Here is a 14,722-nt window from a genome sequence, read left to right on the forward strand (position 1 = left end):
ATTTTCGATTCATTTATTCTCAGAACGAGAAGTGTCTATAGACTTATTTGTGCTACATAAAAAAATCAGCACGTGATAGGCACATGCTGACTTCATTAAAAAATTATTGTAGTTTAACTTTCTTGCCAGTATACCAACGACCAATTTGCTCATCTGTGGCATATACAAAATGTCCCTCGAACACTTCATGCACAGACAATTCTCCTTCAGGCTCTTCATCCTTATAAGGAATACGCTTACGCGTCGCCTCTGATAATGGATCAGGTAACGGAATTGCTGATAATAACGATTTCGTATAAGGATGCACTGGATAATTATAAATATCTTCAGATGTTCCAATTTCAACAAGCTTACCACGATGCATTACTGCGATACGGTCTGAAATATATTTAACCATCGATAAATCATGTGCAATAAATAAATACGTTAAATCACGCTCTTTTTGAAGTTGCTTTAATAAATTGACGACTTGTGCCTGAATCGATACATCCAGCGCAGAAATCGGTTCATCCGCAATAATAAACGATGGTTCAAGACTAAGCGCGCGTGCAATGCCAATACGTTGACGCTGACCACCTGAAAATTCATGCGCATAACGATTGGCATGCTCTCGGTTTAAGCCAACCGCCTCTAGTAGCATCCCTACACGCTCACGACGTTCTTTTTTATTTTTATACATCCCATGAATTTCAAAGCCTTCTGAAATGATTTCACCGGCAGTCATACGTGGATTAAGTGATGCGTATGGATCTTGGAAAATCATTTGCATTTCTTTATTAAAACTACGTAGCTCTTTTGACGACATTTTATCCTGTACATTGCGTCCATTAAATTTGATTTCACCGCCTGTAATATCATACAAACGAATGATTGAGCGTCCTGTTGTAGATTTACCAGAGCCTGATTCTCCTACAAGGCCAAGTGTTTCACCTTTATATACATCAAAACTAATACCATCAACTGCTTTAATGGTGCCAAAGTGCTGCTTCAAATCTTTTACTTCTAAAATCTTCTCCGCCATACTATTCACCGCCCTTTCCAAGTTCAATACTAGTTTCATCATTTTTTTCTAAATACCCTTCAATACGCTTACGCACCGCTTCTGGTACTGGTACATGAGGTGCGTCTGGATGAAGTAACCATGTTTTCGCAAAATGCGTCTCACTTACTTGGAACATTGGTGGCTGCTGCTCATAGTCAATCTGAAGAGCAAATTCATTTCGTGCCGCAAAAGCATCACCTGCTGGTGGATGAATTAGATCGGGTGGAGATCCCGGAATCGTACGTAATAATTCATCTGCATCATTATCAAGGTCTGGCATAGAGCCAAGCAATCCCCAAGTATATGGATGCTTTGGATTGTAGAAAATTTCATTTGCGGTACCATATTCAACAATTTGTCCAGCATACATAACTGCTACAGTATCGGCTACATTAGCAACAACACCAAGGTCATGGGTAATGAAAATAATCGACGTATCACTCGTACGTTGAATTTGCTTCATCAGTTCTAAAATTTGGGCTTGAATCGTTACATCAAGTGCCGTTGTTGGTTCATCTGCAATTAGAATTTTGGGTTCTGCTGCAAGCGCTATCGCGATTACTACACGCTGACGCATCCCACCTGAAAATTCATGTGGATATTGTTTAAAACGTTGTTCTGGAAATGGAATACCTACCTCATCTAATAATTCAATCGCACGTTTTTTTGCTTCTTCTTTTGTAGCTGCTTTTTTATGCTTCAAAATTACTTCCATGATTTGTTTTCCGACACGCATTGTTGGATTTAATGCTGTCATCGGATCTTGGAAAATCATTGCAATATCATTCCCACGAATTTTCGTCATTTCCTTCTCTGTTGCCTTCACTAAATCCTTACCCTCAAATAAAATTTCACCTTCTGCATAGATTGCTGGTGGCTGTGGTATTAACTTCATAATCGCATTACTCGTCACTGATTTTCCTGAGCCCGATTCTCCTACGATTGCAAGAGTCTTCCCTTTTTCAAGTGAAAAATCAACTCCGCGTACGGCTTGGACAAGGCCCGCATACGTTTTAAAATTAATCTTTAAATTCTTTACTTCTAAAATCGTTTCACCCATTGTCGTCACCTCTATTTTCGTAGTTTAGGATCGAGCGCATCACGAAGACCATCGCCGACTGCATTAAATGCAAAGATTGTTATTGAAATTAAAATAGCTGGGAAAATTAAACGCCAAGGCGCTGTATCAATGGCATTATTACCATCTGATGCCATCGTCCCCCAAGAAGCCATTGGTTGTGGTACACCTAAGCCTAAAAAGCTTAAAAATGCTTCCGTAAAAATCGCACTTGGAATTGTTAATGTCATCGTTACCAAAATGGCCCCTAATGCATTCGGAATTAAATGTTTCGAAATAATATGCCCTGTCGAAGCTCCGAGTGTACGTGCCGCTAAAACATACTCTTGATTTTTTATTGATAATACTTCCCCACGCACAATACGAGCCATATTTACCCAACCTGTAATTGATAGCGCGATAATGATTGGCACTAAACCTGGCTTTAACACAACTAATAAAATAATCACGACTAATAAATATGGAACCGCTGTTAATACATCGGCAATACGCATCATGATATCATCGACACGACCGCCAATAAGTCCTGAAATAGAGCCCCATAAAACACCGATAATTAAATCAATGACAGCTGCTGTAATTCCGATAAATAATGAGATACGCGCGCCAAACCACACACGTGTAAAAACATCCCGCCCAAGGTCATCTGTACCGAACCAGTTTTTTGCAGATGGTGGTCCATTATAGACACCTAGTTGCTGACTATATGTGTACGGTGAAAATATTGGCACAAAAATTGCCATTAATGCAACAATCGCTAAAATAATAATGCCAATGATTGCAAGCTTATTATGACCAAAGCGCAGTCGCACTTCCTTCCAAAATGATACGGATTTTTCAGCAAGTTGGTCAGTTGCTGCATGGTTTCCGCCTACAACGGTGAATTTTTCTCTTGGAATTTGTTGTGTCATGCTTTTTTGCCTCCTTTGAGCTTGATACGTGGGTCAATAAAGCCGTATAAAATATCAACTAATAATACTGCTAAGAGTAAAATAATCGAATAGAATACGGTCGTCCCCATAATAACGGTATAATCACGGTTTGTAATACTCGTTACGAAATACTTACCAAGCCCTGGGATAGCAAAAATTTGTTCAACGATGAAACTACCTGTAATAACCCCCGCGAATAATGGCGCTAAATACGTGACAACGGGTAGTAATGCATTACGTAATGAGTGCTTAAATAATACGCCCCATTTTGACAAACCTTTTGAACGTGCCATCTTCACATACTCACTATTGTTTTGCTCAAGCATCGATGAACGAACAAGTTTCGCGATAAAGCCCATATGTGTAACGGCTATCGCTGTTGCAGGTAAAATACTGTAAATAAACCCGTTCCAACCACTGATCGGGAAGAGCTGTAATTTGAGGCCGAGGAAATATTGCAAGAGTCCAGCCAAGATAAAGGATGGTACAGATATGCCGAGCACAGCAATGGTGGTGACAACATAGTCTACACCCCGATTATGATAGAGCGCCGCAACGGATCCAAAAAGCACACCGAGCCCGACAGCAAGTATCATTGCTTCAATCCCAAGTGTTAATGAAATTGGGAAACTTTCCGCAATCATATCGTTTGTTGAGCGCCCTTTATATTTCATTGATTCACCAAAATCTAATTGTGCTGTTGATACTAAATAATCCTTATATTGAATATACCAGGGATTATCGAGACCATACTCAGCATTTAATTGCGCTTCAATTTCTGGTGGGAAGCTTTTCTCGGATGCAAATGGACTACCAGGAGCTAAACGCATGAGGAAGAATGTAATTGTAATAATGAGAAACAGCGCGATAAATATATACACAAACCGTTTCATAATATACTTAAGCATAAAAACCCTCCATTCTGTTTTACGTCAGTCATTTTATTTAAATGACTGGTTCCCGTTGACTGATACGACACTACTTCGACAATCTATACCACAAACCCATAAATTTCATGTCTAATTTCACAATAACAAAAGCTGTTCATAATCAATGATTATAAACAGCTTTGTCAGTGTGATTATGTGTTACTCATAATCTTATTTTTCGATATCTACATCTTTCAAGTTTACGTTACCAAGTTTATCTGGTCCCATGTTCTTCACATAGTCTTGAGCTACGTATTCATTAGAATAGAAGTAAATTGGAATAACGGGCATTTCATCCATTAGGATTTTTTGACCGTCTTTTAAGAATTCTGTACGTTTTGCTTCATCTGTTTCTTTCACAGCTTTAGCCATTAACTCTTTGTATTCTTTATTTTCCCAGCCAGTATCATTGTTACCATTCTTAGCTGTATCATAACGCTCTAAGAATGTGTAAGCATCGTTGTAGTCAGCAATCCAACCCATACGAGCTACTTGGTAATCAAGAGCAGATACTTTATCTAAGAATACTTGCCACTCAGCATTATCGATTGTTGTTTCGATACCTAGGTTTTTCTTCCAACCTTCTTGAATAAACTGTGCTACTGCAGCATGTGCTTCAGAAGTGTTGATTGAAATACCAATTTTTAAATCGGACGCATCTTTAAGACCTAGCTCTTTAAGACCTTTTTCAAGGTATTTTTTCGCTTCGTCTGTATTGTTACCTTCAAATAAGTTGTTGTCATTTTCGTAGCCTTCGATTGCTACAGGGACATCAGCTAACGCTGGTGTTTGACCACCTTTTAATACATTTTTTATTAAGCCTTCACGATCGATTGACATCGCTAATGCTTTACGGATGTTAACATTTTTCGTTGGACCTTCTTTAGTGTTTAATTTGTATTCATAAACAGCCGCATAAGGTTCAGATTTTAAGATACCTTTGTCTTTGTATGTGTTCATTTTGTCTAAAGATACCACATTATATGGAGCACCTAAATAATCTAAGTTACCGCTATCGAATTCACGGTTAGCAGTTGCTTCAGATTCAATCATTTTTACGTTTACTGTAGATAGAGCTACATTGTCTTTATCCCAGTAATCTTTGTTTTTCTTCATTGTGATTGAATCATTGTGTTTCCATTCGTCTAATGTGAATGGACCATTTGTTACATACGTATCGCCTGCTTCAGCAAACCAGTTATCATTTTCAGAAACTACTTTTTCATTTACTGGCATATACGTATAGAACGCTGTTAATTCTAAGAAGTATGGTGTTGGATTTTCTAGTGTTACTTCTAATGTTTTATCATCTACAACTTTAATACCTAAATCTTCAACTTTCCCTTTACCTTCATTGTAAGCTTGAGCGCCTTTAATTGGGTATAGGATTGAAGCATACTCCGATGCATTTTTTGCATCTAATGCCCATTTCCAAGCATAAGCGAAGTCGCCTGCTACTACTGGGTCGCCATTTGTCCATTTTGCATCACGAAGTGTGAATGTATACGTTAATTTATCATCGCTAACTTTCACATCTTCCGCTGCTGCGTTTTGAACCTTTCCATCGCTATCCACACGCGTTAAACCTTCAAAAACATTTTTTACGATGGCACCAGAAGTGCTATCTGTTGCTTTTTGTGGATTTAATGACGGTGGTTCTGAAGTAATTGATAAGTTCAATGTTTTGTCAGCTGATTTGTCGCCGCCAGATGATTTATCGCCATCTGACTTATCATCGCTGCCGCCAAAGCCACAAGCTGCTAGGACAAGCATTAATGCTGCTAATAAAGCAAGTAATGAGAACTTTTTCTTCATTGTTATCCCCCTTGTCTATTCGACACATTTTTTCCGTTACCACCCGAATCAGTAACTACTTATACTATACCAAAATCTTTTTCAGAAAAAAACAAATATATTAATTTTTCCGAAAATTATCTTATTTAAACTTACTTATGCTCTTCTGACCATTTTAAAGTTATTTAAGAATATTATAACTTTCGTAATAATTATGCAAAAAAGCGTATTAAAAAAGCGCTTCAACAACTGTTGAAACGCTTCTTTTGACTATTAAATGAATACATTATTTTCTAGTAAAAAAATTAATGTTTATACCATTGTTTTACTTGATCATCTGTACCGTATACAAAGTGTCCTGGGAATACTTCATGACTTTTCGCATCGTCTCCTACTTCTTCGTGTTCATATGGAATACGTGTACGAGTTGCTTCTGAAATTGGATCTGGTAATGGGATTGCTGATAGTAACGATTTCGTATAAGGATGAACCGGATAATTGTAAATATCATCCGCAGTTCCTAATTCGACAATTTGACCGCGACGCATTACCGCAATACGATCCGAAATATATTTAACCATTGATAAATCATGAGCAATAAATAAATATGTTAAGCCACGCTCTTTTTGCAGTTGACGTAGTAAGTTTACTACTTGTGCCTGAATCGATACATCAAGCGCCGAGATTGGTTCATCCGCAATAATAAATGATGGGTCTAAGCTTAGTGCACGTGCAATACCGATACGTTGACGTTGACCACCTGAAAATTCATGTGCATAACGATTCGCATGCTCTCGGTTTAAACCTACTGATTCGAGTAATGTACCGATCTTTTCTTTACGTTCTTTTTTATTCTTATACATACCATGAATATCAAAGCCTTCAGAAATGATTTCACCAGCTGTCATACGAGGGTTAAGTGATGCATATGGATCTTGGAAAATCATTTGCATATCTTTATTAAATTGTTTTAATTCTTTTGCTGATTTTTTTCCGTGAATATCTTTCCCTTGGAATATAATCTCCCCGTCTGTAATATCGTACAGACGAATAATTGAACGACCCGTTGTTGATTTACCACAGCCAGACTCACCTACAAGTCCAAGTGTTTCACCTTCATAAACATCGAAACTGATACCATCTACGGCCTTGATTGAACCAAAATGCTGTTTTAAATTTTTTACTTCTAAAATTTTTTCAGGCATTTTATTCACCAACCTTTCCTAAATCAATACCTGCTTCTTTATTCTTTTGAATATACCCTTCGATACGTTTACGCACCGCTTCTGGTACTGGTACATGAGGTGCATCCGGGTGAAGTAACCATGTTTTTGCAAAATGCGAATCACTAACTTGGAACATTGGTGGATCTTGTTCGTAATCGATTTGCATCGCAAATTCATTACGTGCTGCAAAAGCATCCCCTACTGGTGGATGGATTAAATCTGGTGGTGAACCTGGAATCGTACGCAATAATTCATCCGCATTATTATCAAGGTCTGGCATTGAGCCAAGTAAACCCCAAGTGTATGGATGTTTTGGATTATAGAAGATTTCGTTCGCTGTACCATATTCAACAATTTGACCCGCATACATAACAGCCACACGATCCGCAATATTTGCTACAACACCAAGGTCATGAGTAATGAAAATAATCGCTGTATTACTTGTACGTTGAATTTCTTTCATTAACTCAATGATTTGTGCTTGAATCGTTACATCAAGTGCCGTTGTTGGTTCATCCGCAATTAGTAATTTTGGTTCCGCTGCAAGCGCAATCGCGATAACAATACGTTGACGCATACCACCCGAAAATTCATGTGGGTATTGTTTAAAACGTTGCTCTGGGAATGGAATACCGACTTGATCAATTAATTCAATTGCACGTTTTTTCGCTTCTGCTTTTGATGTATTTTTTTTATGTTTTAAAATAACTTCCATGATTTGCTTACCAATACGCATTGTTGGATTCAACGCTGTCATTGGATCTTGGAAAATCATCGCAATTTCATTACCACGGATTTTCGTCATTTCTTTTTCAGTCATTGGTACAAGGTCACGACCATCAAATAAAATCTGGCCTTCTGCATAGATACCAGGTGGCTGAGGAATGAGTTTCATTAACGCATTACTTGTTACAGATTTACCTGAACCTGATTCACCTACGATACAAAGAGTTTCACCTTGTTTGACTTCGAAGTTTACGCCACGTACGGCTTGTACGATACCTGCATATGTTTTGAAGTTGATTTTTAAATTTTTTACTTCTAATAAATTTTCACTCATTTTCTCACCTACTTTATTATTTACTTACGAAGTTTTGGATCTAGCGCATCGCGTAAGCCATCGCCTACTGCATTAAATGCAAAGATTGTGACAGAGATTAAAATAGCTGGGAAGATTAAACGCCACGGCGCTGTATCTAACGCGTTGTTACCGTCAGATGCCATCGTACCCCAAGAAGCCATTGGTTGTGGTACACCTAAACCTAAATAACTTAAGAATGATTCTGTGAAAATCGCGCTTGGAATCGTTAATGTCATTGTTACTAAAATAGCACCTAATGCATTGGGTACTAAGTGTTTCATAATAATATGTGTTGTATTAGCACCTAATGTACGGGCTGCTAATACATATTCTCGACTCTTAATAGAAAGAACTTCGCCACGAACAATACGAGCCATGTTTACCCAACCTGTGATTGAAAGTGCAATAATCATTGGTAATAAACCTGGTTGTAATACAACTAAAAGGATGATTACTACTAATAGGTAAGGTACTGCAGTTAATACATCGGCAATACGCATCATGATATCATCCACACGACCACCTACAAGACCTGCAATAGAACCCCATGCAACACCGATAATTAAATCGATAACTGCAGCTGTAATACCAATGAATAGAGAAATACGGGCACCCATCCAAGCACGTACAAAGATGTCACGACCAAGGTCATCTGTACCGAACCAATGTGAAGCTGAAGGTGGTGCATTGTAGACACCTAATTGTTCGCGATAGCTATAAGGAGATAACCATGGTACGAAAATAGCCATTAACGCAACGATGATTAAAATAAAGAACCCAACAATCGCTAGTTTATTATGCATGAAGCGTAAACGCACTTCTTTCCAGAACGATACTGATTTTGCGGCTAGCTGATCTGTTTGATCATGCTTACCACCAACAACCGTAAATTTATCTTTTGAAATTTTCGGTAAATTCTCATTTGATTGAGTCATTATTTTTTTCCTCCTTTCAGATTAATTCGTGGATCGATTAATCCATAAATAATATCGACGATTAATACTGCTAATAATAAGATAATTGAGTAGAACACTGTCGTACCCATGATAACCGTGTAATCACGGTTTGTAATACTTGTTACGAAGTATTTACCTAGACCAGGAATCGCGAAGATTTGTTCGACGATGAAACTACCTGTGATAACCCCTGCAAATAGTGGTCCTAAGTAAGTAACTACTGGTAGAAGTGCATTTCGAAGGGTATGTTTGAAGACGGTCGTCCATTTACCGAGCCCTTTTGCACGCGCCATCTTCACATATTCACTACTGTTTTGTTCAAGCATAGATGAACGCACAAGTTTAGCGATAAAGCCCATATGTGTAACGGCGATTGCAAAGGCCGGCATAATACTGTAGATGAAGCCGTTCCATCCACTAATTGGAAGGAGCTGCATTTTCAAACCTACGAAGTACTGTAGAAGACCCGCTAATATAAAGGAAGGGACGGATATTCCTAGCACGGCAATTGTCGTACCGAGATAATCCGGGAATCTATTATGATACAGCGATGTAATAACTCCGACTAAAACGCCGAGTCCGACCGCTAAAATCATCGCTTCAACACCTAGTGTTAACGAAATTGGGAAACTTTCCGCAATCATATCGTTTGTTGAGCGACCTTTGTATTTCATTGATTCACCAAAATCAAATTGTGCTGTAGATACTAAATAGTCCTTATACTGGATGTACCAAGGATTGTTTAAACCATATTCTTCTTGTAGCGCTGCTTCAATTTCTGGCGGTAAGCTTTTTTCAGAAGCAAACGGGCTACCAGGGGCAATTCTCATTAGGAAGAATGTTAGTGTTACGATGACGAATAATGCGGCAACGATGTACAATAAACGCTTGAAAATATATTTAATCATTCTTTCAGCCTCCTTAACCTCTTAATAATAGAATAAGAGGACTGCTAGGCTTAGCCTGCAGTCCATTGGTAAATCTAGTGTGCGAATTATTTCGCAATTTTTACATCTTTAAGGTTGATGTTACCTAATACATCTGGCTCCATACCTGTGATTCCGTCTTTCACTACGAATAGAGAAGTGTAATCATAGATTGGTGCAGCTGGATAATCAGCCATAAACACAGCTTCTGCTTTTTGTAAGAATGCTAGACGTTTTTCAACATCTGTTTCTTTTTGTGCTTTCGCCATTAATGATTGGTATTCTTTGCTTTCCCAACCAGTTTGGTTATTGCCGTTATCAGCTGTTGTGTAAAGATCTAAGAATGAAGTTGAATCATTGTAGTCAGCTGTCCAACCCATACGAGCTACTTCGAAGTCACCGCTGTCCACTTTGTCTAAGTAAACTTGCCATTCAGAGTTGTCAATTGTTACATTCACACCTAAGTTTTTATGCCAGCCTTCTTGAACATATTGTGCAATTGCAGCATGTGCTTCATCTGTGTTGATTGAAAGTTTGATGTTGATGTCAGAAGCATTTTTGATGCCAAGTTCTTTCATCCCTTTAGCAAGTGCTTCTTTCGCACCTTTCATGTCGTTATCTTTAAAGAATGTTTGTTGAGAATCCCATCCATTGATTGACATTGGTACGATACCATTAGCAGGTTTTTGTTCACCTTTAATTACATTGTCAATTAATCCTTGACGGTTGATTGCTAATGTTAAAGCTTTACGAATGTTTTTGTTTTTCATTACGTCATCTTTTGTATTGAATTTGTATAGGTATACAGATGCAATATCCGAGATTTGTAGTGATTTGTCTTTTTTGTATGTATCAATTTTATCAAGAGATACTGATTGGAATGGAGAGCCTAGGAAATCTAAGTCGCCACTTTCAAACATACGACTAGCTGTTGCTGAAGATTCGATCATTGCAATGTTGATTGTATCAACATCTACACTGTCTTTATCCCAGTAGCTATCTGATTTAGCTAATGTTACTTTGTCGTTGTGTTTCCATTCTTTTAGTGTGTATGGTCCGTTTGTTACGTAGTCTTCACCAGCATCTGCGTACCATTTATCATTTTTCTCAGCCACTTTTTTATTGATTGGCATATAAGAATAGAATGCTGTTAATTCTAAGAAATAAGGTGTTGGGTTATTAAGTGTTACTTCTAATGTTTTATCATCAATCGCTTTCACACCAACAGCGTCTGCTTTACCTTTACCTGTGTTGTAAGCTTCTGCGCCTTTAATAGCGTAGAAAATGTAAGAGTATTGAGACGCATTTTTAGGTTCTAAAGCCCATTTCCAAGCGTACTCGAAATCTCCTGCTGTTACTTGGTCACCATTTGACCATTTTGCATCGTCACGTAATGTGAACGTATAAGTAAGTTTATCATCGCTAACTTTTACATCTTCTGCGATTGCGTTTTCAACTTCACCTTTTTCATCTACACGAGTTAAACCTTCGAATACCCCGTTTAAGATTGATCCAGATTGTGTATCTGTCGCTAATTGCGGATGTAAGCTAGGTGGTTCTGAAGCAATTGAAAGATTTAATGTTTTGCCATCAGATTTAGAATCTTCAGACTTTTCATCTCCGCCGCCAAAGCCACATGCACCGAGCACTAATGTAAGAGCTGCGAGGATTGCTACCCATAAAAAGTTTTTCTTCATGTTGTGTTCCCCTCTAATGCCTATAAAGATTTGCGTTATATTTATAACGTATTAATACTATATCAAACAAATAAATAGAAAGAAAGAAGTATTCCGAAAATTTTCAAATCAGAAACAATTTATTTAATTTAGAACAGTTTATTTTAATGAAACAATTTTTAAAGATTATGTATTTTTATAAAATAATTCTCTTTCAAACGGCTTTTTAATGCTATTTTTATTAATTTCACTGCATTTTTATAGTTTTCTGAATAGAATGAATATCGTCACAATTCAATAAAATAATTTACCATATTTTTTATAAAGTCACTTTTTTTATGTCTTTTCTATTTTTTATATCTTTTTTTCATCTCTATTACCTATAAATTTTTTGAATTATTGCTATTATAATAATATTTTTTCTGAATTTTACGATAATTTTGTCGTTATCAGATGTCATTTTTTAGTATTTAAAAATAAAATCATTTAATTATTATATAAATATATCTTTCTTATGAATATTCAAATAAAAAAGGCTACGTTTGACGTAGCCTTTTTGTTTATTTAATATCTTTTTATTTCATGGAAGGTACTAATTTCTCTAAGCAATGTTCAATGCTTTTGAGTAGCGAATTATGCATATTTCTACGATAAATGTACAAATGGAATACATATAAAAAATCCGTAACATTTTTATACAAATACAATTGCTCGTCTGAACGTAACTTTTCATTCTGTGAAGTCATAAATTTCGGAACACGTATAAAGAAATCCTCAATCACTTTTTCATCCAAATGAATTTTTAATAATTTCATAATCGTTTTTGATAATACCTCTTTTTCATCACCAATATAAAGAACAGATGAACATGCAATTTTATTAGCTACTACACGAAAAAGATTCGCGCTTTGTTCTTTTGGAAAGCGCTCATCATCCATTAATTTCTCAAGTGCATCCACTGCATAAGCTACAGGCTGCACAAGTCCTCCTTCTTTACCGTAACTACGTACATCTTCTTCTAATTGAAGGTACAACATCACTGCACGATATATAGCATCATATGTTGCATTGTCTATAAAAGGTACTTCGTTATGTGCATCAATAAAAAAGCCAAGTGCTTTCATACTGTAAGAACGTTTATATAGCTCGTTACTATTAAGCATTCCTTGATTATAGAATAAATAATCGTCACTAATCAGCTCCAATATAACGCGTTCTTTTCTCGATGCATTAATATTTTCGTTCGTTGCAAATCGCTCTAAAAAAGCTAATAATTGTGCTCGCAGTTGTTGATCGAGTGTTTCAAGTGATGGCAGTACTTGTTGAATCAGCTCGTCATCATTCATACGATGCAATGTAACATCTTGTTCAATTAGTTCTTGTAGTCTTTCTATTGTAATGGTCATTTTCTCAACCCCATTCTATACTCTATTCATCAAGCCTATTGTAGCAAGTTCCAAGTCGCTCGCTCAAAGAATTTTTCACTTTATATTGTGAAAAAGAAAAAGACAGTCGCAACGACTTTTTCGTTGTTACTATCTTTATTCCCTTATTTTTGTACTTTTTTACCATAAAGTTCATTTAAAATCTCAATTTTCTTTTCAATGGCCTCTTCATACGTCAAAATGTATGCGGCTGGCTCTTTTGGATTGTGGTGTTGGGTGATGCGCCCTGTTTGTGCATCAACGAATTTACTTGAAGCACCGCAGCCCAGTCCAATGATTGTTTGTACTTCTTCCATAATGACAATATTATAGATACTTTCCTCGCCAGGTTTTGAGTAACCGACGTTTTCTAAATTGCCTAAAATATTTTTTTGACGGTATAAATAGTACGGCGCGTAATCATGCTCATCTGTCCATTCATGTGCACGATGCATCATCGCTTCAGCCGTTTTACGGTCCGCGACTTGATATTTATCACGGTTATGCGTCATTTCTGAGGCACGCTTGAACGATAATGTATGCACTGTTAAAGATTCTGGCATCATTTTTTCAGATTCTGCTAATGAATGTTCAAACTCTTCAAGACCCTCATTCGGTAAGCCGATGATTAAATCCATATTGATATTATTCATGCCTTCTTCACGTGCAAGCCAGAATTTATCAATTGTTTCTTGTACGCTATGATGACGCCCAATGGCTTTTAATGTTTCATCTGTATACGACTGTGGATTAACACTAATACGATCAATGCCCCATTTACGTAATACGGCTAATTTTTCAGATGTAATCGTATCCGGACGTCCTGCCTCTACCGTTACTTCACGAATTGTTTCAGGATGTGGGAAATGTTTGTACATTGTTTCATATAAAGCGTCCATTTCATCTGCCTCGATCGAAGTAGGCGTACCCCCGCCCCAGTAAATCGATGTAATCTTCATATCATTTTCAGTAAGCCATTGCCCCATACGTTCAAGTTCAATATGCAATCCATCAAGGAATGTATTTACACGACCTTGTTTACGATTACTTTGAATCGCATAAGCTGGGAACGTACAATACGCACATTTTGTCGGACAGAATGGAATACCAATATAAATACTAACCTCATCGCCAATCGTGTCTAAATCAGGAATTGTTTTCAATTGTACGGCTACAATACGCTCTAATAAATCGATTTTTTCATGTGACAAACGGAATTCTGTCACCAGTTTTTCGCGAATAGCTTCCTTTGTATAGCCTTGCTTACGAAACTTATGATAAAGCTTCGTTGGACGAATCCCTGTAAGGATGCCCCATTTTTGATGCATATCCGTTAATTGCTCTAATGCCTCTAACAATACATATGACACGGCGCGTTTTAAACGAATATTCTGCTCACGGTCTGTTCCTAGTGTTTCGTATGGTTGGTCAAACGTTGTATAAAACTTCGCACCACTTGCTTGCTCTTGTAATTCACAGGTAGCATGCACGGTATAATCTTCGTCTACTTGCGATGTGAAATGAACTTTCAAGTCAACTTCTTGCTCTTTTTTCGCTACTTTCGAATCCTCAAAAAATAGATTGGCGATATGCGTAATTTGACGTATCCAATCTTGAGGATACGTTTTATTTAATGAAATTAATTTCATTTGATTGGT

The 14,722-nt window shown here is 37.1% G+C and carries 12 protein-coding genes; all 12 read right to left on the reverse strand.

Annotated features, from left to right (window positions below; translation table 11 throughout):
• Positions 1–103: 103 nt before the first annotated feature.
• Positions 104–1,021, reverse strand: coding sequence for an ABC transporter ATP-binding protein (locus ACFSY7_RS01770; RefSeq protein ID WP_380146593.1), 918 nt, complete (start codon positions 1,019–1,021; stop codon positions 104–106).
• 1 nt (position 1,022) lies between these two features.
• On the reverse strand, positions 1,023–2,102 hold the full coding sequence (locus tag ACFSY7_RS01775) for an ABC transporter ATP-binding protein (protein WP_380146594.1): 1,080 nt from the start codon (positions 2,100–2,102) through the stop codon (positions 1,023–1,025).
• Between the two features lie 11 nt (positions 2,103–2,113).
• On the reverse strand, positions 2,114–3,031 hold the full coding sequence (locus ACFSY7_RS01780; RefSeq protein WP_380146595.1) for an ABC transporter permease: 918 nt from the start codon (positions 3,029–3,031) through the stop codon (positions 2,114–2,116).
• Complete coding sequence (locus ACFSY7_RS01785; protein ID WP_126991212.1) at positions 3,028–3,960, reverse strand: ABC transporter permease; 933 nt, start codon at positions 3,958–3,960, stop codon at positions 3,028–3,030. Before ACFSY7_RS01785 ends, ACFSY7_RS01780 begins: the two co-directional genes overlap by 4 nt.
• Before the next feature lie 192 nt (positions 3,961–4,152).
• Positions 4,153–5,796, reverse strand: a complete 1,644-nt coding sequence (locus ACFSY7_RS01790) for a peptide ABC transporter substrate-binding protein (protein ID WP_380146596.1) — start codon at positions 5,794–5,796, stop codon at positions 4,153–4,155.
• Positions 5,797–6,080: 284 nt separating this feature from the next.
• Positions 6,081–6,980: an ABC transporter ATP-binding protein gene (locus ACFSY7_RS01795; RefSeq protein ID WP_380146597.1), complete on the reverse strand. Its 900-nt coding sequence runs from the start codon at positions 6,978–6,980 to the stop codon at positions 6,081–6,083.
• 1 nt (position 6,981) lies between these two features.
• Positions 6,982–8,061: an ABC transporter ATP-binding protein gene (locus tag ACFSY7_RS01800; protein WP_139995447.1), complete on the reverse strand. Its 1,080-nt coding sequence runs from the start codon at positions 8,059–8,061 to the stop codon at positions 6,982–6,984.
• 20 nt (positions 8,062–8,081) lie between these two features.
• A complete protein-coding gene (locus ACFSY7_RS01805; RefSeq protein WP_126991208.1) occupies positions 8,082–9,017 on the reverse strand; it encodes an ABC transporter permease in 936 nt (311 codons plus the stop codon).
• On the reverse strand, positions 9,017–9,946 hold the full coding sequence (locus ACFSY7_RS01810; protein WP_126991207.1) for an ABC transporter permease: 930 nt from the start codon (positions 9,944–9,946) through the stop codon (positions 9,017–9,019). Before ACFSY7_RS01810 ends, ACFSY7_RS01805 begins: the two co-directional genes overlap by 1 nt.
• A gap of 86 nt (positions 9,947–10,032) precedes the next feature.
• Positions 10,033–11,661 (reverse strand): peptide ABC transporter substrate-binding protein, encoded by a 1,629-nt coding sequence (locus ACFSY7_RS01815; RefSeq protein WP_380146598.1) that lies wholly within the window; start codon positions 11,659–11,661, stop codon positions 10,033–10,035.
• A gap of 554 nt (positions 11,662–12,215) precedes the next feature.
• Positions 12,216–13,046: a DUF2785 domain-containing protein gene (locus tag ACFSY7_RS01820; RefSeq protein WP_380146599.1), complete on the reverse strand. Its 831-nt coding sequence runs from the start codon at positions 13,044–13,046 to the stop codon at positions 12,216–12,218.
• A gap of 143 nt (positions 13,047–13,189) precedes the next feature.
• On the reverse strand, positions 13,190–14,713 hold the full coding sequence (locus ACFSY7_RS01825) for a coproporphyrinogen III oxidase (RefSeq protein WP_139995439.1): 1,524 nt from the start codon (positions 14,711–14,713) through the stop codon (positions 13,190–13,192).
• Positions 14,714–14,722 lie beyond the last annotated feature (9 nt).

It is taken from the genome of Kurthia populi (assembly GCF_042686175.1).
Classification (GTDB): domain Bacteria; phylum Bacillota; class Bacilli; order Bacillales_A; family Planococcaceae; genus Kurthia; species Kurthia populi.

What these genes read in the sequence shown, in the direction of transcription:
- ACFSY7_RS01770 (WP_380146593.1), bottom strand. Translation starts at nt 1,021, where the DNA reads ATGGCGGAGAAGATTTTAGAAGTAAAAGATTTGAAGCAGCACTTTGGC.
- ACFSY7_RS01775 (WP_380146594.1), bottom strand. Translation starts at nt 2,102, where the DNA reads ATGGGTGAAACGATTTTAGAAGTAAAGAATTTAAAGATTAATTTTAAA.
- ACFSY7_RS01780 (WP_380146595.1), bottom strand. Translation starts at nt 3,031, where the DNA reads ATGACACAACAAATTCCAAGAGAAAAATTCACCGTTGTAGGCGGAAAC.
- ACFSY7_RS01785 (WP_126991212.1), bottom strand. Translation starts at nt 3,960, where the DNA reads ATGCTTAAGTATATTATGAAACGGTTTGTGTATATATTTATCGCGCTG.
- ACFSY7_RS01790 (WP_380146596.1), bottom strand. Translation starts at nt 5,796, where the DNA reads ATGAAGAAAAAGTTCTCATTACTTGCTTTATTAGCAGCATTAATGCTT.
- ACFSY7_RS01795 (WP_380146597.1), bottom strand. Translation starts at nt 6,980, where the DNA reads ATGCCTGAAAAAATTTTAGAAGTAAAAAATTTAAAACAGCATTTTGGT.
- ACFSY7_RS01800 (WP_139995447.1), bottom strand. Translation starts at nt 8,061, where the DNA reads ATGAGTGAAAATTTATTAGAAGTAAAAAATTTAAAAATCAACTTCAAA.
- ACFSY7_RS01805 (WP_126991208.1), bottom strand. Translation starts at nt 9,017, where the DNA reads ATGACTCAATCAAATGAGAATTTACCGAAAATTTCAAAAGATAAATTT.
- ACFSY7_RS01810 (WP_126991207.1), bottom strand. Translation starts at nt 9,946, where the DNA reads ATGATTAAATATATTTTCAAGCGTTTATTGTACATCGTTGCCGCATTA.
- ACFSY7_RS01815 (WP_380146598.1), bottom strand. Translation starts at nt 11,661, where the DNA reads ATGAAGAAAAACTTTTTATGGGTAGCAATCCTCGCAGCTCTTACATTA.
- ACFSY7_RS01820 (WP_380146599.1), bottom strand. Translation starts at nt 13,046, where the DNA reads ATGACCATTACAATAGAAAGACTACAAGAACTAATTGAACAAGATGTT.
- ACFSY7_RS01825 (WP_139995439.1), bottom strand. Translation starts at nt 14,713, where the DNA reads ATGAAATTAATTTCATTAAATAAAACGTATCCTCAAGATTGGATACGT.